The sequence below is a fragment of the Neisseria canis genome, assembly GCF_900636765.1.
In the GTDB taxonomy this organism is placed as follows: domain Bacteria; phylum Pseudomonadota; class Gammaproteobacteria; order Burkholderiales; family Neisseriaceae; genus Neisseria; species Neisseria canis.
Map to the genome: position 1 here is coordinate 159511 of NZ_LR134313.1, position 25087 is coordinate 184597.

General features: G+C 44.7%; 17 protein-coding genes and 4 tRNA genes. 2 read left to right on the plus strand and 19 right to left on the minus strand.

Going from position 1 to position 25087, the window contains the following annotated elements:
- Nucleotides 1-121: 121 nt before the first annotated feature.
- Nucleotides 122-2149, minus strand: coding sequence for a prolyl oligopeptidase family serine peptidase (locus EL143_RS00760; protein WP_085416419.1), 2028 nt, complete (start codon nt 2147-2149; stop codon nt 122-124).
- A 74-nt stretch (nt 2150-2223) separates the two neighbouring features.
- Between EL143_RS00760 and EL143_RS00765 the strand changes: the two genes are divergently transcribed.
- Nucleotides 2224-2784 (plus strand): hypoxanthine-guanine phosphoribosyltransferase, encoded by a 561-nt coding sequence (locus EL143_RS00765; RefSeq protein ID WP_085416399.1) that lies wholly within the window; start codon nt 2224-2226, stop codon nt 2782-2784.
- A 466-nt stretch (nt 2785-3250) separates the two neighbouring features.
- Nucleotides 3251-4423 carry a calcium-binding protein gene (locus EL143_RS00770; RefSeq protein ID WP_158087829.1) on the plus strand — a complete coding sequence of 391 codons (1173 nt, stop codon included), beginning with the start codon at nt 3251-3253 and terminating at the stop codon, nt 4421-4423.
- 352 nt (nt 4424-4775) lie between these two features.
- On the opposite strand, the gene aceK is transcribed toward EL143_RS00770, so the two are convergent.
- The 18 genes from aceK to topA form a co-directional block, all read right to left on the minus strand.
- Nucleotides 4776-6542, minus strand: coding sequence for a bifunctional isocitrate dehydrogenase kinase/phosphatase (aceK, locus tag EL143_RS00775; protein WP_085416401.1), 1767 nt, complete (start codon nt 6540-6542; stop codon nt 4776-4778).
- Nucleotides 6543-7030: 488 nt separating this feature from the next.
- On the minus strand, nt 7031-11209 hold the full coding sequence (rpoC, locus tag EL143_RS00780) for a DNA-directed RNA polymerase subunit beta' (RefSeq protein WP_085416402.1): 4179 nt from the start codon (nt 11207-11209) through the stop codon (nt 7031-7033).
- Nucleotides 11210-11272: 63 nt separating this feature from the next.
- On the minus strand, nt 11273-11743 hold the full coding sequence (locus EL143_RS00785) for a hypothetical protein (RefSeq protein WP_085416403.1): 471 nt from the start codon (nt 11741-11743) through the stop codon (nt 11273-11275).
- An 89-nt stretch (nt 11744-11832) separates the two neighbouring features.
- Nucleotides 11833-16011: a DNA-directed RNA polymerase subunit beta gene (gene rpoB, locus EL143_RS00790; protein ID WP_085416404.1), complete on the minus strand. Its 4179-nt coding sequence runs from the start codon at nt 16009-16011 to the stop codon at nt 11833-11835.
- Nucleotides 16012-16212: 201 nt separating this feature from the next.
- Nucleotides 16213-16584: a 50S ribosomal protein L7/L12 gene (gene rplL, locus EL143_RS00795; RefSeq protein WP_085416405.1), complete on the minus strand. Its 372-nt coding sequence runs from the start codon at nt 16582-16584 to the stop codon at nt 16213-16215.
- A gap of 63 nt (nt 16585-16647) precedes the next feature.
- Nucleotides 16648-17145 carry a 50S ribosomal protein L10 gene (gene rplJ, locus EL143_RS00800; protein WP_085416406.1) on the minus strand — a complete coding sequence of 166 codons (498 nt, stop codon included), beginning with the start codon at nt 17143-17145 and terminating at the stop codon, nt 16648-16650.
- A gap of 245 nt (nt 17146-17390) precedes the next feature.
- Nucleotides 17391-18086, minus strand: coding sequence for a 50S ribosomal protein L1 (gene rplA / locus EL143_RS00805; RefSeq protein ID WP_085416407.1), 696 nt, complete (start codon nt 18084-18086; stop codon nt 17391-17393).
- Nucleotides 18086-18517, minus strand: a complete 432-nt coding sequence (gene rplK / locus EL143_RS00810) for a 50S ribosomal protein L11 (RefSeq protein ID WP_085416408.1) — start codon at nt 18515-18517, stop codon at nt 18086-18088. Before rplK ends, rplA begins: the two co-directional genes overlap by 1 nt.
- A gap of 218 nt (nt 18518-18735) precedes the next feature.
- Nucleotides 18736-19275 (minus strand): transcription termination/antitermination protein NusG, encoded by a 540-nt coding sequence (gene nusG / locus EL143_RS00815; protein ID WP_085416409.1) that lies wholly within the window; start codon nt 19273-19275, stop codon nt 18736-18738.
- A gap of 5 nt (nt 19276-19280) precedes the next feature.
- On the minus strand, nt 19281-19724 hold the full coding sequence (secE, locus tag EL143_RS00820) for a preprotein translocase subunit SecE (protein ID WP_158087830.1): 444 nt from the start codon (nt 19722-19724) through the stop codon (nt 19281-19283).
- A 61-nt stretch (nt 19725-19785) separates the two neighbouring features.
- Nucleotides 19786-19861: transfer RNA gene (locus tag EL143_RS00825), tRNA-Trp, on the minus strand.
- A 7-nt stretch (nt 19862-19868) separates the two neighbouring features.
- Nucleotides 19869-21053 (minus strand): elongation factor Tu, encoded by a 1185-nt coding sequence (gene tuf / locus EL143_RS00830; protein WP_126326477.1) that lies wholly within the window; start codon nt 21051-21053, stop codon nt 19869-19871.
- A gap of 55 nt (nt 21054-21108) precedes the next feature.
- Nucleotides 21109-21183 (minus strand) — tRNA-Thr (locus EL143_RS00835).
- A gap of 10 nt (nt 21184-21193) precedes the next feature.
- Nucleotides 21194-21267, minus strand: a tRNA-Gly gene (locus tag EL143_RS00840).
- A 37-nt stretch (nt 21268-21304) separates the two neighbouring features.
- Nucleotides 21305-21388: transfer RNA gene (locus tag EL143_RS00845), tRNA-Tyr, on the minus strand.
- A gap of 108 nt (nt 21389-21496) precedes the next feature.
- A complete protein-coding gene (locus tag EL143_RS00850; RefSeq protein WP_085417484.1) occupies nt 21497-21748 on the minus strand; it encodes a YfhL family 4Fe-4S dicluster ferredoxin in 252 nt (83 codons plus the stop codon).
- Between the two features lie 192 nt (nt 21749-21940).
- Entirely contained in the window at nt 21941-22501 is a 561-nt protein-coding gene (gene rsmD, locus EL143_RS00855; RefSeq protein ID WP_085417483.1) for a 16S rRNA (guanine(966)-N(2))-methyltransferase RsmD, read from the minus strand.
- Nucleotides 22502-22720: 219 nt separating this feature from the next.
- The gene (topA, locus tag EL143_RS00860) at nt 22721-25015 is read right to left on the minus strand and encodes a type I DNA topoisomerase (protein WP_085417482.1); all 2295 of its coding nucleotides are present in this window, start codon (nt 25013-25015) and stop codon (nt 22721-22723) included.
- Between the last annotated feature and the right edge of the window lie 72 nt (nt 25016-25087).

The window sequence follows — 25087 nt, forward strand, 5'->3', positions numbered from 1 at the left end:
CCTGCCGCGCAGATAACTCAATGCCTGTCTGAAAAGGTTTTCAGACAGGCATTTTTATCAGCATTACGATCCAAGTAAAGCAAGTAAAAGGCGCAATACTTGGGCTCTGCAGGCGCCGCTTTCAGTTGCTTGACCGCGCCACCGCCCCGCCGGCCAATGCCTCTTCCAAAAACCGCAACACACAAGCCAGCTCTTCCGCGGTTTCTTCCTGCGTTCCGTTGCCGGTATGGCCGCCGCCCGAGGGCGCATACAGCCAGCTCGGTTGGGAAAGATGGCGCAGCTTGGCATAAAACTTCAAAGCGTGCGCCGGATGAACGCGGTCATCGCTCATGCTGGTGGTAATCAAAGCAGGCGGATACGCGCTTTGCCCGTTTAGATTGTGATAAGGCGAAAACGCTTGCAGAAACGCGCGGTCAAGCTCGTTGTCAGGGTCGCCGTATTCCTCAATCCAGCTGGCACCGGCCGACCATTTCGTGTAGCCCAACATATCGGTCAGCGGCACTTCGCACACCAACGCACCGATACTCTGCGGCGCCCGTACAAAAGCAGACGCCACAACCAAGCCGCCGTTGCTGCCGCCCTGCAAAGCAATCCGCTTAGCAGACGACAAACCGCGCGCGCATATATCCTGCACCACTGCCAGCAAATCATCCACGCTGCGGTGTTTGTGTTTACCTTGCGCCGCCGCATGCCAATGCTTGAATTCGCCGCCGCCGCGCACATTCGCCACCACAAACGAGCGCCCCGCTTCCAGCCAATGCCGCCCCATAGTACCCAAATAATGCGGCAATTCCGGCATTCCGAACCCGCCGTAAACATAAATCAGCGTAGGCGTATCGGGCGAAGCGGCCTTACCCACATGGTAATAAGGAATCTCGGTTCCGTCGGCCGATTGTGCCCAAAACTGATTAATTTCAATGCCCGCCGCATCAAACTGCTTGGGCTGGCGGCGCAGCACCGTCAGCTCCATCACATTCAAATCCAATGAAAACAAAGTGAGCGGGGTTGTGAAATGGCTGGCCGCAAAATACACCACATCGCCGCCCCAAGGCTGGTCGGTCATTTCCACCGCGCCGCCGGGCAGTTCCGGCAATGTCTGCTCCTGCCATGTGCCGCCGGCATAGCGCCATGCTTTCAGACAGGCATTGACCTTGTCCAAATAATTCACCACCACAAAGCGCTTGGTCGTTTCCACGCTTTCAACCGCCTGATTTTCATCCGGCGCAAACAGCAGCTGCGCCGCACCCAATTCGCCCTTGTTCAATTTTACCGCCAGCAAAGCGCCCGAAGGATAAGACCGGTTCGCCCGTTTCCATTCCGCGCGCAACTGCACCATCAGCTGGCCGGCCAAATAGCCGACAATTTCACAATCTTTCGGCAGCGCCAGCAATTGCACTTCGCCTGCGGCATCCACCTGAAAATAATCTTTGGTAAAAAAACCCGTACCCGCTTCGATTAAATCGACCGGCACACCTTGTCCGTCCAAATAGCGCCACGCATGCACCATCACACCTTGTTCATCCATTTGGTAAACCGGCAACGCCTCTTCAAAACTCTGGCCGCGCTCCATCAGCCAAACCTGCCGCGGATAACCCGAAACCGTAAGCTGTCGCTCATCCCAAGCCGGACACACCCAAACGCTGTTTTCATCCCGCCATGCAATATGGCTTTTACCTGCCGGAAAATGAAAGCCGCCCTCCACCAGCGAGCGCGCCGCCAAATCAAATTCCAAAGTGTAGGCCGCATCGGCGCCGGCCACACTCAAGTTCAGCAAAACCCGCTGTGGGTTTTCTACATAATGCGACACACCGTCCAAATACACGTCATCGCCCAAAACGGCGTCGAAATCAGCCACATCAAACAAAATCTCCCAATCCGGCATGCCCGCGCGGTAAGAAGCAGCCGAACACACGCGGTACACGCCCTTCGGATGCCGGGCATTTTGATGGAAGTGGTACATTCTCGCCCGATGCTCCTGACAAAACGGAATCTGCCGCTCATCCTGCAACTGCGCCGTAATATCGGCTTTCAAACGCTCAAATTCCGGCGTCTGCATAAAGCGCGCAAGCGTTTCCCCGTGCGCCCGTTTCACAAAATCCAAGGTTTCCGGCGCATCCAAATCTTCCAAAGAAGCAAATTTATCCTGCATGACAAAATATCGCGTGAAAAAATAAAACGCGATTATAATATGCTTTTCAATCGAATTAAGCGCAACCCAAAACAATGGATATCGAAACCAAACGCCTCCAAACCCAATCCCTGCTCGACAACGCCGATTTATTGTTCGACGAGGCTGCATGCCGCAGCGCACTGCACAAAATCGCCGCAGACATTACCCGCGACCTGAGCGACAAATACCCGCTGATTCTGCCCGTAATGGGCGGCGCCGTCGTGTTCAGCGGCCAGCTGCTGCCGCTGCTGCATTTTCCGCTGGATTTCGATTATGTCCACGTTTCCCGCTACGGCGACAAACTGCAAGGCGGCAATTTCAACTGGAAGCGTATGCCCGAAGCCGAAACCATTGCCGGCCGGCATATTGTGGTGCTCGACGACATTCTCGACGAAGGCCACACCATGGCCGCCATCAAAACCAAGTTGCTCGAAATGGGTGCCGCCAGCTGCCGCACCGCCGTATTTGCCAACAAACTCATCAGCAAAGAAAAACCCGTCAGCGCCGATTACGTCGGCCTCGACGTACCCGACCGATATGTGTTCGGCTACGGCATGGACGCCGCAGGCGCATGGCGGAACATCGGCAAAATTTATGCGTTAAAGCAAAATTAAAATACACAAAATAAATGCCTGTCTGAAAGAATTTTTCAGGCAGGCATTTATTTTGCAAATAGTTTTATCAAAAATAAACTTATATCAAACAATAAATCGGTGACAGCTCTTTCCCAAATCAAAAACGTTCATATAAATATAAACAAGTCAAACATAACCACGGTTATATTTGTCGACTCATTCAACACTTAAGCAAATGGAATATGCATAACTTATAAATTCAGTTTAATCAAAATGCATAAATAAAATTCCAAAAACTAATATTTTCTGATTTGTTGCATAAAAGTCATGATTAAAAAAATATCAATATACCGTTTATTTCATTAATACACCACATTTCTCAAAAATCATTTATTTTTTCCAGCTTAGCTAATATAGATATACCCTTTACACACGATTTCCTAACGATTCGTATCGTTAGTTTTTTTAAGGCATTTTTAAAATATTAATTTCGGAGGTTATGACAATGTCAGCATTTGGTTTTAAAGCTTCTTATGCTTACTACTGTGCCCCTACCGGCGGCAAACAATGGGACTTCGGCAAAAGCTGGGGATATGGCAAAGGTTCTTTCAACAAAAGTTGGGGATATGGCAAAGATTTTTGTTATGACAAAAACTGGGGCAAAGATTTCGGCAAAGGCTGGGGCTACAGCAAAGATGCCTACCTGAAAGGTTGGGGTTACGGCTATGGAAAAGGCTGGGATTACGGTTATGGAAAACAGCCGAAAGGTTCTTGGTGCTGGGACAGCAAAAAAGGCTGGTATTTCGAATCTTACAGCAAAGTACCTTCAGACAAAAACGACCTTGTTTACGGCACAGATAAAGATGACGACATTTCCACCGGCAAAGGCAACGACATCATCATCGCCAAAGACGGCAATGACGTTCTAGACGGCGAATCCGGTCGCGATATCATGGTTGGCGGCAACGGTAACGACACTTATTATGTAGATAACAAATGCGATGTTGTTGTCGAAAAAGCCGATCAAGGCGACGACACCATTCTGAGCAGCGTAAATATTGCAGCGCCTGCCAATGTTGAAAACATCAGCCTGCTGACCGATAACAACCTGACTGCCATCGGCAACAAACTGAACAATGTGCTGCACGGTAACGACGGACACAATTTCCTGAAATCATTGGAAGGTAACGATAACCTCTACGGCCATGCCGGTAACGATATCTTGGTTGGCGGCAACGGCAACGACTTCCTGAACGGCGGAGCGGGCTGCGACGTTCTCAATGGCGGCGCCGGTTGCGACACTTATGTGTTCGGCCGCGGCTTTGACAACGATGTGATCTACGATTGCGATACCAATCCTGAACACAACGACATTCTTCAGTTCAACGGTGATATTACTGCTTCCGACCTGTGCTTCGAGCGTGTAGGCAACGATTTGCTGATTAATATTGCCAGCCAAGCGGAAGACGGCGGCAAGACCTCTGAAGACAGCATTACCATCAACAACTGGTTTAAAGGCAGCCAATACCAAATCGAAGAATTTGTGTTTACCGACAGCAACGTAACTTGGGATGCCAAACAAATCGCTGATGCAGTTAACTGCTACTCTTGTGCAGATACCGGCTTGTCAAGCTCTGTTCAAGATCAAATCCAAGCGCAAACCCAAATCTGCTGCTAAGCTGCTCTAGTTGAAAACAACAAACAACACATAAGCAAATGCCTGTCTGAAAACTTTCAGACAGGCATTTTTTCCATCCCATTTAAATAACTTATTTATATAGAATAAGCCTCTTTATTGCTATGCTTTCACCATACTCATGCTTTCGACCCGAATATTTCCTAATATCTCAAGAAACCGGCCAAAATATAATTCAAAGCAATCAAGATAACGGATATGCCTGTCTGAAAGTTTTCAGACAGGCATAACATAATACCGAGCTTCAAAAACTCCATATTTATGAAGCAACCTAAAATCAGCCATGCGTCTCGTCTATTCTGTAATTGGTTTGACCATACACGCCGGCAAAACATCAAACATCAGTACGATCCACCAAACCGGCTTCTGTTTTTTCAGGCCTAAAGCGCAATGATTGAGGATAAGGATAAAAATCGTCCAATTCTCCTTTCATCAAGCGCTCTTTCTTACCCTGCCAAAATTCAGGGGTCAGCAGATCTTTATGGTGCTGTAAAAAGACTTGCCGCACATCCGGCTCTCCCAACAGAAAAGGCCCGAATTCCTCGGGGAACACGTCCCCTTTATTTACCGGATACCATACTTCTCCCGACATTTCGTATTCAGGATTCGGCGCCGGAGGAATTTTGCGGAAATTACAGTCGGTCATATATTCGATTTCATCATAATCATAGAAAATGACACGGCCGAAACGGGTCATCCCGAAATTTTTGTAAAGCATATCGCCCGGAAAAATATTGGCGCTCGCCAACTCTTTCAAAGCAAAACCATAATCGATAACAGCAGCCGCTTTCTCTTCAGGTGATGCTTTTTGCATAAACAGATTGAGCGGTTTCAACCGGTATTCGATATAAACATGCTTGATTACCACCAAATCATCGGTTTCTTCGATTTGGCTGGGCGCAAGTGTGCGCATTTCCGCCAAAAATGCTTCATCACAACGGTCTTTAGGCAGCGCCACATCGGAAAACTCCAAGGTATCCGCCATTCGCCCTACCCTGTCATGTTTTTTTACCAACAGATATTTCTGGCGCACATACTCCCTATCGAAATCCTTATTCGGCCCGAAAGTATCCTTAATCACTTTGAACACATAAGGAAACGAAGGCAGGGTGAACACACTCATCACCAAACCTTTAATGCCAGGAGCCAAAATAAACTTATCTTGCGAATTACTCAAATGACGCGTGAACTCGCGCCAAAAAATATTTTTGCCTTGCTTGTGCAAGCCAATCAAAGTATAGAAGTCGCCATCCGAACGCATCGGCAGCATTTCACGCAAAAACCGAACATAGCCGCTGGGAACCGGCATATCCACTAAAAAGTAGGCTCGGGCAAATGAGAACAACACCGAAATCTGCCGGGGATCAAACAAAGCGGCATCAATCTGAAGCTTCCTTTCCCCGTTGTGTACCACAGCCAAAGCAAATGGATGCTTGCTGCTGCCATTAATCATCATGCCGAAAATATAAGCAGACTTATTCCGATAAAAAGCGGCGTTCAATACCTGGATATGGAGGTTTAATTCTTTCGGCGGCCATTCTTCTTTTAAATAATTTTTAGCTGCATGTAAGATGCCGCTAATATCTTCCCTCATATTCGCAAACGGCACATTCCAGTCAAAATGGCTCAAAATTTTGCGCAAACAGCCACGTAAACCTTGCTTGTCGGGATAAAAAGATTGGAAAATCCGCTCGTCAGAATCAATAAACTCGGTGCTGGTTGCGGGTTTCACGAAAATGAACTGATTGTTAAAATATTCTTTTGCCAAAAGCTTGGTAGACACAGAATTGAAAAACGTTTCCGCCAACTCGGGCTGCTTATGATTAATCAGTAATGCGATATATTCTTTTTTTGCGGCCGCCCAAACTTCATCAGGCAAATTGCCCGCATTGTATTGCACCCGCAGCTTCTCCACAGCTTCAGCAACCCGGTTGTCATACATTTGGATACGCAAAGCAACCAATTCCTGAATGCCTTTCCAATCGGCAGCTTCAAATAAACCTTTAGCCCGTGCAGACGCTTCACGATAAAGAGTGTAGTGGCGGTTAAAGCCGGCCAACATCGTTTCGGCCACCGAGCGGGCAGTTTCTCGTTTACTCATCATCTTTCCTTTATATTATTGTTACTTTTTTCTTCTCTAAGCTTTACGGTATGATAGTCAATTAATATATTTTTGAACAAAGCAGTAAGCCGAAGACAATACAAGAATTTTTTACTGTTTCAGCATTTTACAAAATCGCTCTCTTTGAATTAAGGCATAGCAACGCGGTAACATAAAGCCAAGTTGGTTAACTATAGTCAATTCACTTAAGTTTAAGAACGATACCGTTATACTCGGGCTTGCCCCGAGTATCTTGAGCTCCAGTAACTTTAAAGAGATACTCGGGTCGAACCTGAGTATGACAAGCGTACTATTTTTTAAGTTGATTTACTATAGTTCAGATATGAATGTTTAAGTTTCACGACCATACATAACCTTATGACTTTTTCTAATCCGATGCAATAACCTCTTACTATATGCCTGTCTGAAAAAAACCGCCGACCATAATCAGTCGGCGGTTTTTTTAACTAAGCGAGAAGCGATCAGAATTATTCCGGCAGCTCTTCACCCGCTTGTTCCACTTCATTGGCTTCAGCCCATTCATTACGGCGGGTACGGTGATAAGTCAAACCTGTGCCCGCAGGAATCAACCGGCCGACAATCACGTTCTCTTTCAGGCCACGCAATTCATCATGTTTACCCATAATGGCAGCCTCGGTTAACACGCGTGTGGTTTCTTGGAACGACGCCGCAGAAATGAAGCTGTCGGTCGACAACGATGCTTTGGTAATACCCAACAGAATGTTATCGAAACGGGCCGGCTCTTTACCTTCGGCAATGGCTTTTTCATTCGCCTGCATCACATCGGCGCGCTCTACCTGTTCACCAGGAATGAATCCGGTTTCGCCTGCATCGGCAATGTTCACCCGACGTAACATCTGACGGATAATCACTTCGATATGCTTGTCTGAAATCTTCACACCTTGCAAACGGTACACTTCCTGCACCTCTTGCACAATGTAACGCGCCAAAGCTTCAACACCTTGCAAACGCAGAATATCATGCGGATCAACGGCGCCATCCACAATGGTTTCACCACGGTTCACCACTTGGCCATCGTGCACCAGAATCTGTTTCTCTTTAGAAATCAGAGTTTCATACGCCACACCGTCCAAATCGGTAATGATCAAACGCTGCTTGCCTTTGGTTTCCTTACCGAAAGAAACGGTACCGGTAACTTCAGCCAACATGCCGGCATCTTTCGGCACGCGTGCTTCAAACAGCTCGGCAACCCGCGGCAGACCACCGGTAATATCGCGGGTTTTCGAAGAAGCTTGCGGAATACGGGCCAATACATCACCTTTCCCAACTTCCTGATCTTCGCGTACCGTAATAATGGCACCAACTGGGAATGCCATAGATACGGATGTTTCCGTACCCGGAATTTTTACTTCCTCACCATTTTCGTCCAACAGTTTTACTGTCGGGCGCAACAATTTGGAAGCGCTTGATGCACGGCGCTTGCCGTCAATTACCACCAAGGTCGACAAACCGGTAATTTCATCGGTTTGCTTGGTAACGGTTACACCTTCTTCGATATTTTCAAACTTCACACGACCGGCGTGTTCGGTAATCATTGGGCGTGTATGCGGATCCCAAGTGGCCAAAGTTTGGCCGGCTTTCACGCCTGAGCCGTCATTTACCAATAAAGTGGCACCGTAAGGTACTTTATGGCGCTCACGTTCGCGGCCGATTTCATCGTGAATCACCACCTCGGAAGAGCGGCCAATCACAATCAACTCACCTTTGTTATTCATCACATAACGCATTTGGCTGTTGAAGCGTGCCGTACCGTTGGATTTAGCTTCAACTTGGCTGGCCGCTGCGGCTCGGGATGCCGCACCACCAATGTGGAAAGTACGCATTGTCAACTGAGTACCCGGTTCACCGATTGATTGTGCGGCGATTACGCCAACAGCTTCACCGGCATTAACCAGTTTACCGCGCGCCAAGTCCCGGCCATAACATTTGGCACACAAACCATAACGGGTTTTACAGGTAATCGGCGTGCGTACTTTAACTTCATCCACACCCGAGTTATCAATCAAGTCAACCAATTGCTCGCTCAGCAGCGTGCCGGCTTCAACCAGAGTCTCACCACTGGAAGGATCAACCACATCGGCAGCTGTTACACGACCCAAAATACGGTCACGCAACGGCTCGATAACATCACCGCCTTGCACCACAGCTTTCATAATAAAACCGTCGGAGGTGCCGCAATCGTCTTCAATAACCACCAAATCTTGGGTTACGTCTACCAAGCGGCGGGTCAAATAACCTGAGTTTGCGGTTTTCAATGCGGTATCCGCCAAACCTTTACGCGCACCGTGTGTGGAAATAAAGTATTGCAATACTGTCAGACCCTCGCGGAAGTTTGCGGTAATCGGAGTTTCGATAATCGAACCGTCCGGTTTAGCCATCAAACCACGCATACCGGAAAGCTGCTTGATCTGCGCCGCAGAACCACGGGCACCCGAGTCGGCCATCATATAGATGGAGTTAAACGACTCTTGATCTACTTCCTTACCTTCTCGGTCAGTTACTTTCTGCGTAGAAAGATTATCCATCATCGCTTTAGCGATTCTATCGCCTGTACGACCCCAAATATCCACTACTTTGTTGTAACGCTCACCGTTGGTTACCAAGCCCTGACGGTATTGGTTTTCAATTTCTTTAACTTCACTTTGTGCCTCAGCCAACAACGCAGCTTTCTGCTCAGGCACTTCCATATCGTCCACGCAAATCGAAATGCCGCCCTTAGCTGCCAATGCAAAACCCATATACATCAAGTGGTCGGCAAAAATCACCGTATCACGCAAACCGCATAAACGGAATGAAGCATTAATCAATTTGGAAATTTCTTTTTTCTTCAATGCCTTATTAATATATTCAAACGGCAGGCCTTTAGGCAGAATTTCGCTTAACAATGCGCGGCCTACGGTAGTTTCGTAACGGTTAACTACCGGCTCAAACTCTCCCTCGTCATTCTTTACCCACTCGCGTACACGTACGGTAATTTTCGTACCAAGTTCTACCTGTTTGGTGTGGTAAGCACGGTGTACTTCTTTCACATCGGCAAACAAGCTGCCTTCACCTTTACCGTTGATTTTGTCTCGGGTCATATAGTACAAGCCCAATACAATATCTTGCGAAGGCACGATAATCGGCTCACCATTGGCTGGAGACAATACGTTGTTGGAGGCCAGCATCAAAGTACGCGCTTCCATTTGTGCTTCCAAGCTCAACGGAACGTGAACAGCCATTTGGTCACCGTCGAAGTCTGCGTTAAACGCCGCACACACAAGCGGATGCAGCTGAATGGCTTTACCTTCAATCAGAATCGGCTCAAAAGCTTGGATACCCAAACGGTGCAAAGTCGGGGCACGGTTAAGCATAATCGGATGTTCACGGATTACCTCTTCCAAGATATCCCACACTTCCGGCACTTCCTGCTCTACCAGCTTTTTCGCAGCTTTTACGGTTGAAGCCAAACCTTGCAATTCCAATTTATGGAAGATGAAAGGCTTAAACAACTCCAAGGCCATTTTTTTCGGTAAACCGCATTGATGCAGACGCAGGTATGGGCCTACGGTAATTACGGAACGGCCGGAATAGTCAACGCGCTTACCCAACAGGTTTTGACGGAAACGGCCGCCTTTACCTTTAATCATATCAGCCAAAGACTTCAACGGACGCTTATTTGCACCGGTCATTGCTTTACCGCGACGACCGTTATCCAGCAATGAATCGACAGCTTCTTGCAACATGCGTTTTTCATTACGCACGATAATGTCTGGGGCATGCAACTCCAACAGACGCTTCAAACGGTTATTACGGTTAATAACCCGACGATACAAATCATTCAAATCAGAAGTAGCAAAACGACCACCGTCCAAAGGAACCAACGGACGCAAATCCGGTGGCAACACTGGCAGCACATCCATAATCATCCATTCAAGCTTCATGCCCGAACGTTGGAAAGCTTCCAATACTTTCAAACGTTTAGCAATTTTCTTGATTTTGGTATCTGAACCGGTGGATTCCAATTCTTGACGCAATAATTCGATTTCGGCAGCAATATCCAAATTACGCAGTAAATCACGGATACCTTCCGCACCCATTTTGGCGTCAAAATCATCACCATACTCTTCCAACTTGCTGTAATAATCTTCTTCAGTCAGCAATTGGCGGCGTTGCAGCGGAGTCATGCCTGGGTCGGTAACGACAAAAGCTTCAAAATACAATACGCGTTCAATATCGCGTAAAGTCATATCTAATACCATACCCAAGCGGGAAGGTAATGATTTCAAAAACCAAATATGTGCAATTGGCGCAGCCAATTCAATGTGGCCCATGCGCTCACGGCGTACTTTAGACAAAGTTACTTCCACACCACATTTTTCGCAGGTTACACCTTTAAATTTCAAGCGTTTGTATTTACCGCACAAACATTCATAATCCTTAACAGGGCCGAAGATTTTGGCGCAGAATAGGCCGTCACGCTCAGGTTTAAAAGTGCGGTAGTTGATGGTTTCCGGCTTTTTAACTTCACCGTACGACCATGAGCGAATGGTTTCCGGGGAAGCAATGCCAATTTTAATCGCATCAAATTCTTCTTCCATGCCTGCTGATTGCAGGGGGTTAAACAGGTCTAACAAAGCTTTCATTTTTGCTCCTTGGGGTACAAGCTGACCCTCTTTGGCGTTTTAAATGGTATTCGGACAGAAAATTCAGTTTGATTTGATACAAGATAATTTGTCGGATTCATTTCCTGTGACATAAGCTGTCATCTGTTTATCTTTAATTTGCTCAACTTGCAGATAACTTTTTTCAGATTTCCTGCGCTGAACATCACCTTGTAACTCAGAGAACATCCACTCGTCCGTTTGTTTAGCTAATTCCGATTTCAATTCCGTATGTATGCGATCTACTTGATTGAATCGCGCATCCAAAAAAACTTGCTGGCCTTTAAGCAACCAAGTTCCTTTCATCCCGATGCGATACAAAAGAAAACTGCCGTCATCATTTGGTATCTTAAGATTCACAGATGATTCAAGTCCCTTATCATTAGCAAACGAAAAAGTCATCTCTGTTTCATCAGAACTTTTACATTGCCAATTTCCAATGAGTTGCTCAGGGGTTATTGCCCATACAGTAGAAACACTTAATGCCATCAATAAAGATATCGAAATCTTCTTCATGCCAAACTTCCTAACTTCGATTTAACATATTCAGCAGCGAGATTTTCAGACAGGCATACAAACTTTCCATGCCTGTCTGAAAACCGTTGTCAATACCGCTCTAAATCGATATCCAAGCCCAGCGAACGGATTTCTTTTACCAAAACATTGAAAGATTCAGGCATACCCGCATCGATTTTGTGTTCACCTTTAACAATGTTTTCATACATCTTCGTACGGCCGGTAACGTCATCGGATTTAACGGTAAGCATTTCTTGCAAGGTGTAGGCTGCGCCGTAAGCTTCAAGCGCCCAAACCTCCATCTCACCGAAGCGCTGGCCACCGAATTGTGCTTTACCGCCAAGAGGCTGCTGGGTAACGAGTGAATACGGGCCGGTTGAACGGGCATGCATCTTCTCATCCACTAAGTGGTGTAGTTTTAGATAATGCATCACGCCTACCGTTACTTTGCGGTCAAACGGCTCACCGGAACGGCCATCATACAAAGTGATTTGCGTTTTGCTATCGTTAAAACCCAATTTTTGAACTTCCGGATCATCACTCGGGTAAGCCAAATCAAGCATTTCGTAGATTTCGGCCTCTTTGGCACCATCGAATACCGGGGAAGCAAAGGTTGCACCTTCTTTCAGATTTTCAGCAAGAGCCAGAATTTCTTCGTCGCTCAACTCATCCAAATTTTCCTGTTTACCGCTGCCGTTGTACAAACGGTTGAGGAATTCACGGATTTCACTTGCTTTACGCTGTTCGGCCAACATACGGTCGATGCGTTCACCGATACCTTTTGCAGCCCAGCCCAAATGCACTTCCAAAATCTGACCGATATTCATACGAGAAGGTACGCCCAACGGATTCAATACGATATCCACAGGGCGGCCGTCTGCCATATAGGGCATATCTTCTACCGGAAGGATACGGGATACCACACCCTTATTACCGTGTCGACCAGCCATTTTGTCACCTGCTTGCAGGCGGCGTTTAATAGCGATAAACACTTTCACCATTTTTTGTACGCCGGGTTGCAGTTCGTCGCCTTGAGTCATTTTTTTCTTTTTAATTTCATAAAGAATTTCAGACTCTTCTCGTTTTTGCTGCAGACTGAGCTTAATGAGCTCGAGCTGTTTCGCTAAATCTTCACTAACTGGGCGGATATCAAACCAATCGTGCTTACTGGGCAGGCTTGCTAAATATTCGGAAGTAATCTCACTGCCTTTAGTCAGCTTCATAGGGCCGCCATTGGCTTTTTGCCCAACCAGCATACGTTCGATACGGTCGAATGCATCATTATCGAAAATACGCAATTGGTCGCCCAAATCTTGACGATAGCGTTTCAATTCGGCATCAATAATAGATTGCGCACGTTTATCACGCGGAATACCTTCACGGGTGAAAACTTGAACGTCAATCACTGTACCGCTCATACCGGTAGGCATACGCAATGAGGTATCCTTCACGTCACTGGCTTTTTCACCGAAAATGGCGCGTAGCAATTTTTCTTCCGGGGTCAATTGGGTTTCACCTTTAGGCGTTACCTTGCCCACCAATACGTCTCCCGCTTCTACTTCTGCACCGATATAAACAATACCGCTCTCATCCAAACGGTTTTGCATACGCTCTGAAAGGTTCGGAATATCACGGGTAATTTCTTCCGCGCCCAATTTGGTATCGCGGGCAACTACGTTTAATTCTTCGATATGAATAGAGGTATAGCGGTCATCTGCTGCCACCTTTTCCGAAATCAAAATTGAATCTTCGTAGTTATAACCATTCCACGGCATAAACGCGATGGTCATATTCTGGCCCAATGCTAACTCACCCAAATCAGTAGAGGCACCGTCGGCAACTACATCACCGCGTTGTAACACGTCACCCGCTTTAACCACAGGGCGTTGGTTGATATTAGTAGATTGGTTAGAACGTGTGAATTTCACTAAATTATAAATATCCACACCTACTTCACCGGCAGTGGCTTCTTCGTCATGCACACGCACTACGATACGGTTGGCATCCACATACTCCACCACGCCGCCACGGCGCGCAACAATAGCAGTTGCCGAATCAACAGCAACGGAACGCTCAATGCCTGTACCTACCATTGGCTTTTCAGGACGCAAACAAGGAACGGCCTGACGCTGCATGTTCGCACCCATCAATGCACGGTTCGCATCATCGTGCTCAAGGAAGGGAATAAGCGAAGCCGCCACAGAAACCACCTGTCCGGTTGCAACGTCCATATATTGGACGCGGTCCGCGGTAGCCATAATGGTTTCGCCCTTTTCACGGCAAGTGATTAAATCACCTGTTAAATTGCCTGCTTCATCTAACTCTGCGTTGGCCTGTGCAATTACATACCTGCCTTCCTCAATAGCAGACAAATAATCAATTTCATTGGTTACTTTGCCATCAATAACACGGCGGTAAGGAGTTTCTAAAAAGCCGTATTCATTTGTTCGCGCATATACAGATAATGAGTTAATCAATCCGATATTTGGACCTTCAGGCGTCTCAATCGGACATACGCGACCGTAATGGGTTGGATGCACGTCCCGCACTTCGAAACCTGCTCGTTCACGGGTCAAACCACCTGGACCTAAAGCCGATACACGGCGTTTATGGGTAATTTCAGACAGGGGGTTGGTCTGATCCATGAACTGACTCAACTGGCTGGAACCGAAAAACTCTTTAATGGCCGCAGAAACCGGTTTAGCGTTGATTAAATCGGTAGGCATTAAGTTTTCTGACTCTGCTTGATTCAAGCGTTCTTTTACTGCACGTTCGACACGTGACAAACCACTTCTGAACTGATTTTCCGTAAGCTCTCCGACAGAACGGACACGGCGGTTACCCAAATGGTCAATATCATCTACCTCTCCATGACCATTGCGCAGCTCAACCAAAGTTGCAATCGAAACGACAATATCCTCTACACTTAATACATAGCCACCTTTCTCAGCAGCACCTGCAAAGGTTTCATTAATTAGACGACCATACCAAGATGCTTTTTGAGCATCAGTCAATTTTTGTTCATATGTCCGTGTATTAAATTTCATACGGCCAACACGCGACAAATCGTAGCTATCTTCATTGAAGAATAAGCGGTTAAACAACAACTCAACCGCCTCCTCTGTAGGAGGTTCACCAGGACGCATCATGCGGTAAATCGCTACCCTTGCGGCTTGTTGATCAACTGTCTCATCTGTACTTAATGTTGCAGAAATATAACCACCTTGATCCAACTCATTAATATACAGGGTTTCCAAATTGGTAACGCCTTGGATATCCAGCTGAGCCAACAATTCTTCTGTAATCTCATCATTAGCAACAGCTAATACTTCACCTGTATCAGGCACAACAACATCTTTGGCTAAAATTTTTCCAATCAAAGTATCTGGTTCTATCGCTAAACGCTTCAAGCCTGATTTTTCAATATCACGGATATTTTTAGCAGTAATACGCTTACCGGCACTTACCAAAACATTGCCATCTTTATCTGCGATATCCAACTTAGCTGTTTCACCTTTCAAACGAGCAGGCACCAAGTCTGTTTCAATACCATTTTTAGATAAATAGAATGTTTCTTTATCATAAAAAGTATCTAAAATCTGCTCATTGCTGTAACCCAAAGCTTTTAAAAGAATAGTTACAGGCATTTTCCGACGACGGTCAATACGGAAATATAATAAATCTTTTGGATCAAACTCAAAATCTAACCATGAACCACGATAGGGAATAACTCTTGCGGAAAACAATAACTTACCAGAAGAATGCGTTTTACCACGGTCATGTTCAAAAAACACACCGGGGGAACGATGCAGCTGAGATACAATAACCCGCTCGGTTCCATTGATTACAAAAGAGCCGCTTGGGGTCATCAAAGGAATTTCACCCATGTAAACTTCATTTTCGCGCACCTCTTTTACTGTAGGCTTAGAGGATTCTTTATCTAAAATCACCAACCTGATACGAGCACGCAAAGGAGCAGCATAAGTGATGCCGCGTAATTGACATTCAGCGATGTCAAACAGAGGCTCCCCTAAAATATAATGCACAAATTCAAGACGTGCGTAACCATTATGACTAACTATCGGGAAAATAGAATTGAATGCAGCTTGCAAACCATCATCACTACGTTTATCAAAAGGTTTTTCTTGCTGCAAAAATTTAGAATAAGAGTCTAATTGTGTTGCCAACAAAAATGGCACATCCAAAACATTTGCACGCTTTGCAAAACTCTTACGAATGCGCTTCTTTTCTGTAAAAGAATAACTCATGTAAAACACTCCCAAAAACGGAAAGATGGTTAAAGAGAAACTATTGAATCTTACTTATTAACAAGTCCATATTCACAAATTTAAATAAATTTACTGTGTAACAACCAAAAAATAGAAAATTTATGTAAACTTATGAGTTATATTTTTCTAAAAGCGAAATAAGGCTGGCAGTAAACTGCCAGCCCAATCTGCAGAAAAAGCTTATTTGATTTCGACTTTAGCGCCAGCTTCTTCCAATTGTTTCTTAATATCATCAGCTTCTGCTTGAGAAACACCTTCTTTAAGCGTTTTCGGAGCACCATCGACCATATCTTTAGCTTCTTTCAAGCCTAAACCAGTAATGGCGCGAACAACTTTAATAACACCTACTTTTTGGTCACCGGCAGAAGCTAAAATAACATCAAATTCAGTTTTAGCTTCAGCGGCAGCAGCACCAGCAGCAGGACCAGCAGCAACAGCAACAGCAGCAGCTGATACACCAAATTTTTCTTCAAACGCCTTAACTAAGTCGTTCAACTCCATTACAGTTAAATTACCAACTGCTTCTAAAATGTCTTCTTTAGTAATAGCCATGCTATCAAACTCCTAATTTTTAATTCAAAATATTTGATTATTTAGTTAATAAAGCTGTTATTTTCAAGCAGCTTCGCCTTCCTTCTTCTCTGCCAAAGCAGCCAATCCTCGAGCAAGACTTGAAACAGGCGCTTGCATAACAAATAACAATTTAGACAACAATTCTTCACGGCTTGGAATAGATGCTAACTCACTAACCTGACTTGCATCCATAACTTCACCATTATAAGAACCTGCCTTAATAATGATTTTGTCATCTTTTTTCGAGAATTGATGTAACACTTTTGCAGCAGCAACAGCATCTTCTGATGCAGCATAAACTAAAGGGCCTACCATTTGCTCAGCTAAAGCAGCAAATGAAGTACCTTCAACTGCGCGACGAGCCAATGTATTCTTAAGAACGCGTAAATACACACCTTCTTTTCGTGCATTGGAACGCAACTCTGTCATGCTAGCAACACTGATACCGCGATATTCGGCGATAACCATAGTTTGAGCATTAGCAATACTTGTACTAATTTCTTCTACGGCTGCTTTCTTGGTTTCAATATTGAGACTCAAGGTCTACCTCCCACTGTTTACAATCAAAATATCTAAAAGCAAAAATAGATATTTCACCAGCGCGGCAACCTGAAAAGACATTCACAAGCAATTTTGCTTTAACACTTCAGGACTACCGTCTGCGTAGGGTTAAATTATTAAATCTTTCGATCCCTACGGTCTTGGACATCTACTTAAATAATTAAGTAGCCCATAGTATATGGTGACTTTTGGCAACCCAAAAGTCACCTATAAAATCTTACTGCTTAGTTGTTCACACTCGTTGTGTCGACCCGAACACCTAAACCCATCGTGCTACTTACAGCCACTTTCTTTAAATATTGGCCTTTAGCAGCAGCAGGCTTTGCTTTAACCAAAGCATCTAACAATGCGTAAAAATTCTCTTTTAAATCAGTTTCAGAGAAAGAAGCCCGACCAATTGTTGCATGTACAATACCAGCCTTGTCTGTCCTATATTGAATTTGGCCTGCTTTTGCATTTTTAACAGCTTCTGCAACATTGGGGGTTACTGTTCCTACTTTAGGGTTCGGCATTAAGCCACGAGGCCCCAAAATAGTTCCTAACTGTCCAACGATGCGCATAGCATCAGGAGAAGCAATCACCACATCAAAATCTAAATTACCTTTTTTGACTTCTTCGGCTAAATCCTCAAAACCTACAACATCTGCACCAGCTTCTTTTGCCGCCTCTGCATTAGCACCTTGGGTAAACACAGCTACTCGAGTAACTTTACCCGTACCTTTAGGTAACACAACAGAACCACGAATCACTTGATCAGACTTGCGAGGATCAACACCCAAATTAAATGAAGCATCAATTGACTCGTCAAATTTTGCTGTCGCAGCTTTCTTCACTAAAGAAATAGCCTCATCAATTGAATATAATTTATTGGCCTCAACTGACTGCCTCAGAGTTTTTAAACGCTTGGACACCTTAGCCATTACACACCCTCCACATCGAGACCCATAGAACGAGCAGAACCAGCAATAGTACGAACAGCCGCATCTAAATCAGCAGCAGTTAAGTCTGGCTCTTTAGTTTTAGCAATCTCTTCCAGTTGCGCACGTGTTATTTTACCTACCTTGCTAGTTAACGGATTTGAACTACCTTTTTGCAAACCAGCCGCCTTCTTCAACAAGATTGAAGCAGGGGGCGTCTTCATCACAAAAGTAAATGATTTATCAGCAAAAGCTGTAATCACCACAGGAATTGGAAGACCAGGCTCCATCCCTTGAGTTGCCGCATTAAACGCTTTACAAAATTCCATAATATTCAAACCACGTTGGCCTAATGCTGGACCAACCGGCGGTGAAGGGTTCGCTTTCCCTGCAGGAATTTGCAGTTTAATATAACCAATAATTTTTTTTGCCACAATTAAGCTCCTAATAACGGGTATAACGTGGAAACTTCCACTCCCCAAAAAATCAAGTCTTAAATTATAAAATGCTTTTTATTTAATTGCAACTGATTAAATAATCCCATATTTATGAATAAACCGTATTATTCATAAATATCTAAAATGATAAAGCCACTTTATGCTTAAAATTAAGTGACTTTGTATTTCAATATTTTCGAAAAATTAATTCAAAGTTAAATTTTTTCAACTTGGCTAAATTCAAGCTCAACAGGTGTTTCTCTGCCAAAAATCTGAACTAAAACCCTTAGCTTGTTACGCTCATAATCAACATCTTCTACTACGCCATTAAAATCAGCAAATGGACCATCATTTACTCTCACTTGCTGACCAATATCAAACTCAACTTTAGGCTTAGGTTTACGATCAGTATCACCCTTGCCCACTTGATTCATCAACGACTCAACTTCTTTCTGAGAAATAGGAATAGGCCGATTCGCAGTACCACCAATAAAGCCATTCACCCTAGGCGTACTTTTTACCAAATGCCATGACTCATCCGTCATTTCCATTTCCACAAGAACATAACCCGGAAAAAACTTTCGTTCACTAACAGTACGTCGCCCATTCTTGATATCCACCACTTCTTCAACTGGCACAAGAATCTCACCAAAATAGCCCTCCATATTTTCACGAGCAACTCGTTCTTTCAAGGTTTTTTGGACATTTTTTTCAAAGCCAGAATAAGCTTGAACAACATACCAGCATTTAGCCATTTTTCTTAACCTCTCAACAATACTGCATTAAATACTATAGTAATCAGGCTATCTACAGTATAAATAAAGGCTGATAATATTAGTGCAAAAATGATTACTCTAATTGTAATTTTAGTAGACTCGGCTCTAGTCGGCCAAACAACTTTCTTAAATTCAACATACGAATCTTTAATATAAGAAAGAAAGCCTCTGCCATATTGACACCAAGACAAAATCATTACCACTGCAACCAAACCACTCAAAACTAAGAGCGCATATCTTAAATACAGGGAAATATTCAAGACATTAAAATAGTACACCCACAACCCTAAACCAAATATAGAAAATGCGATAACTGACTTCATGTAATCAGCAACGCTTATTCTTTTCTTAACTTGGTTGCTTTTTTTATCCCACTGAGCAATACCCGTATTAGGTGAGTGTGATTCAGAAGGTGTTTTCTCTGTCATTTTAAACCCAAACAAATTAATAAAAACTAACCGACTCATAAGGCCGGTTAGTTTTCTGATTTGGCAGGCCAGGAGGGTCTCGAACCCCCAACCCTCGGTTTTGGAGACCGATACTCTACCAATTGAGCTACTGGCCTCTAAACTTTAAGCAATAATAGAAGAAACCACACCTGCACCTACAGTCCGGCCACCTTCACGAATCGCAAAACGCAAACCTTCTTCCATAGCAATCGGTGCAATCAATTCTACTGTGATGGCTACATTCTCGCCAGGCATAACCATTTCAACACCTTCTTCCAAAGTCACAGCACCTGTCACATCTGTTGTACGGAAGTAGAACTGAGGACGGTAGTTTGCAAAGAATGGAGTATGACGACCACCTTCTTCTTTGCTCAAAACATACACTTCAGCTTTAAATTTGGTGTGAGGTGTAATTGTACCCGGTTTGGCCAATACTTGACCGCGCTCCACTTCTTCACGCTTAGTACCGCGCAACAAAACACCAACGTTATCACCAGCTTGCCCCTGATCCAACAGCTTACGGAACATCTCAACACCGGTACAAGTGGTTTTTTGGGTTTCTTTCAAACCTACGATTTCAATTTCATCGCCTACGTTGATAATACCACGCTCAACACGACCGGTTACTACGGTACCGCGGCCAGAAATAGAAAATACGTCTTCAATCGGTAACAGGAACGGTTTGTCGACAGCGCGCTCAGGCGTAGGAATATAGCTATCCAATGCTGCAGCCAGTTCATAGATTTTTTCTTTGTATGCTGCGTCACCTTCCAAAGCTTTCAATGCAGAACCTTGGACGATCGGGCAGTCATCACCCGGGAAATCGTAACTAGACAACAGGTCACGGATTTCCATCTCAACCAATTCCAACAACTCTGCATCGTCAACCATATCGCATTTATTCATAAATACGATAATGTAAGGCACACCCACCTGACGAGCCAACAGAATATGTTCGCGAGTTTGCGGCATAGGACCGTCGGCTGCAGAACATACCAAAATCGCACCATCCATTTGGGCTGCACCGGTAATCATGTTTTTAACGTAGTCTGCGTGACCCGGGCAATCTACGTGTGCATAGTGGCGGGTTTCAGTTTCATACTCTACATGTGAAGTGTTAATGGTAATGCCGCGGGCTTTTTCTTCCGGAGCATTGTCGATTTGGTCGTAGCCTTTAGCCTGACCACCAAATTTCTCAGCCAAAATTGTGGTTAGTGCTGCTGTCAATGTGGTTTTACCATGGTCAACGTGACCGATGGTGCCAACGTTTACGTGCGGTTTGCTACGTTCAAATTTTTCCTTAGCCATGGCAATTTCCTATATTTAATAAAAGTTTTGTTTAAAGTTACGGATTTCAAGAATTTGGTGCCCATGGGCAGATTTGAACTGCCGACCTCTCCCTTACCAAGGGAGTGCTCTACCCCTGAGCTACATGGGCCAATATGAATTGGAGCGGGTGAAGGGAATCGAACCCTCACCGTAAGCTTGGAAGGCTTCTGCTCTACCATTGAGCTACACCCGCATACTTACTATTCTTTTGCCCCATAAACTTGGATGTTTGGTGGTGGGAGAAGGATTCGAACCTTCGAAGCTCTCGCAACAGATTTACAGTCTGCCCCCTTTGACCGCTCGGGAATCCCACCTCAAGAGAAAACGAATAATACAAACTAGCTTAAAAGCCGTCAAGTATTATTCGTTATATTTTTCCAATTATCTCTTAAAATTTTAATTTATAAACGAATTATTTCAGACTATTTTGCCGCAACAATGCGTTCATATTTAGCCTGCAACTCTTCTTGGCTTTCCGGATGCTCTTCATCTATTAAGATACAGTCTACCGGACATACCTGCTGGCATTGAGGTTCATCATAATGGCCAACACATTGTGTGCATAAGCTCGGATTGATTTCATAGATTTCCTCGCCCTGATAAATTGCATCATTAGGGCATTCCGGTTCACATACGTCGCAATTGATGCACTCATCCGTAATAAAGAGTGACATTTCAAAATCCTTTTATATTTTCAAATTTAAACTTAATTAGTTAACTGAGGATTATAGCACAAACTGTTTTTTTCGCTGGCTGTTTAAGCTATTTTTCAATTTGAGAATAATTATTAAAATCAAAGAAGTATAAACCAATTCAGTGTGATATAGATGCTGACATCATGAGGCCTTTTATTGCTTATTTTTCACTTAGGGTTGATATATTCTTACTTCAAATAGGCTTTTTCCTGATTTGCCTTTACGATGCAGATACAGCCATTGGGGGATTGGAGGCATATTTGCTGCTTCTATATACACCATTGCTTTTTCAGACAGGCATTTTTCCAACACTTCGAATAATATTTCCCAATCCTCCCATATATATGGTGGATCAAGAAACACTACATCAAACTTTTCGCCTGATGATTTTAAATAATTAAGCGCATCCTGAGATGCTACGGTTATCTTATCTTGAAGCTCCAGTTCAACTGCATTTTGCTGCAATAGGCGGCTGCTATCTTTGTATTTTTCCACCATTACAACATGTCTGGCATTACGAGACGCCGCCTCTAACCCCAAAACACCACTGCCTGCAAATAAATCCAGCACTTTCAGACCGGTCAAATCTTGACCGAGCCAATTAAATAGCCGCTCTCTAACCATATCTGCGGTAGGACGCAAACCGTCGGCTGATAAGAATCGGATTTTCCGCCCTCTGCAGCTACCGCCGATAATTCTTACTTGATTAGCGTGCTTTGAATGTTTTGACACCTTAACCTCCTTTTTCAGACAGGCCTTGATTGTTGTTTCAAATTGATTTTTTAACTGTACTATGTGCAGCCTATGAATGCCTGTCTGAACAATTTCCGGGATGTAACACCGCCGACAAGCAGTATTTCACGAAACAAAACCTAGTTAGTTCTGTAACTTGTAAACTACTCAGCCTAAACAGATAAAGAAAAGCGGATATTAATATCCGCTTTACAGCTTTTATTCCTTAGGTGCAGGTGGTTCAATTTGTTCGCCCCAGCCGCACTCTTTTTGCGGGCAAACTTTTTCAGTGCCTCTTCGCTTGGTCGTTTTAATCGTTAAAACAGGCCATTGGCAATTGGGGCAGGTTTCTGCAATAGGCGGATTCCATACTGCATAATCGCAATCCGGATAAGTGTTGCAACTGTAAAAAAGTTTACCATATCGTGATTTTCGCTCGATTAGCTGGCCTTTACCGCATTTCGGACATGCCACACCGGTTTCTTTCGGTTTTTCCAACGGCTCGATATGTTTGCATTTCGGGTAATTGGCGCAGCCGATAAACTTACCATAACGGCCTTTTTTATAAACCAACTGCCCACCGCATTTCGGACAATCCCGCCCTTCGACTACTGTTGGCTCTTCCAACTCTTTTGCCGCGTCTTCTGCGGTTTCATTCACATTTCGCGTATAGTCACAGTCAGGATAGCCAGAGCAGGCAATAAAACGGCCGCGTCTGCCGAATTTAATTTGTAATTTATGATTGCCGCATTTCGGGCAAATTTCTTCTAATTCTTCAGTAGTGATTTTAGCCCGCTCAATTCCTTCCTTTTCAACCACCTGCTTGTGGAATCCCTTCCAGAATTTATCCATAACAGGAATCCATTGGCGCTTACCGCTGGCGATTTCATCCAAACTATCTTCCAGCTTGGCCGTAAAATCATAATCTACATATTGCTCAAAATGCTCTGTTAAGAATTTATTCACAATATCGCCGGTATCAGTAGGCATAAAGCGGCGCTGATCCACGGTAACATATTCTCGGTCTTTGAGTGTTTTAATAATGCTTGCGTAGGTTGAGGGGCGGCCGATACCGAAATCTTCCAGCGCCTTTACCAATGTGGCCTCATTAAATCTCGGAGGCGGTTGGGTAAAATGCTGCTCACCATAAAGCTTGTCGACGGGCAGTTCATCCCCCAGCTTCAAATCAGGCAGTTTTTTATTGTTTTCGTCTTCATCGTCTTCGTCTTGGCCTTCCTGATAAACATTCAAGAAGCCGGCAAACGCAAGCACCTGGCCTGTAACTCTGAACACGCCTTGACCAACATGGATATCAACCGTAGTTGCATCAAACTTGGCATCCACCATCTGACAAGCAACCGTTCTCTGCCAAATCATTTGGTAAAGCTTAAATTGATCGGTACTTAAAAACGGCTTCACACTTTCCGGCGTACGGTAAACCGACGTTGGCCGTATCGCTTCGTGTGCTTCTTGGGCATTTTTCGATTTGGTTTTATAAGCTCTCGCTTCTTTGGGCAGAAAATCCGCGCCGATTTTATTTTCAATATAATGCCGCAACTCAACAACCGCATCGGCAGACAGGCTCACGCTATCGGTACGCATATAAGTAATCAAACCAACTGCGCCCTGCCCTACATCGATACCTTCGAAAAGCTGCTGGGCCGTACGCATGGTGCGGTCGGTAGTCATACCGAGTTTGCGCACTGCGTCCTGCTGCATGGTAGAAGTAGTGTAAGGAGCAACCGGCTTTCTGGTCGCTTTCTTTTTCACCACATCAGTAACAACAGCCTTCTCGCCTTCCAAACCTTTCAACACTTCAGCCTGCGAAGCTTCGTCCGGCAAAGAAAACTGCTCCATCTTATTGCCTTGCCAGTGCGTCAACTTGGCGCTGAATTTCTGGCGGCCTTTATGGCTGTCCATATGGACAGACCAATATTCCCGGCTTTCAAAAGCACGGATTTCGTTTTCCCGCTCACAGATCAACCGCAGCGCGGGGCTTTGTACACGGCCCGCACTCAATCCCCGACGAATCTTTTTCCAAAGCAGAGGAGATAAGTTAAAACCCACCAAATAATCTAAGGCACGGCGCGCTTGTTGTGCATCCACCAAATTAAAGTCCAATTCACGCGGATTTTGAATCGCCTCTTGAACGGCTTTTTTGGTCACTTCATGAAACACAATGCGCTGCGGATGAATATTTTTCAAACCGCGCTTGCTTTTCAAGATTTCCCACAAATGCCATGAAATGGCCTCGCCTTCCCTATCCGGGTCGGTGGCCAGATAAATATTGTCTGCCTCTTTTGCGGCTGCCACAATGGCATCCACATGTTTGCCGTTTTTGGCGACAATTTGATATTTCATGGCAAAGTCATGCTCGGGATCAACCGCCCCATTTTTAGGAATCAAATCGCGCACATGCCCGTAAGATGCCAGCACCTGAAAATCAGAGCCTAAATATTTCTGCATGGACTTAGCTTTGGTAACTGATTCGACAATCAATAAATTTTTGGTCATCTACGCCGCTCTCTATAATTTTTAAATTTATTATGTTTTCAGACAGGCATTCAGGTTAAAGAATGCCTGTCT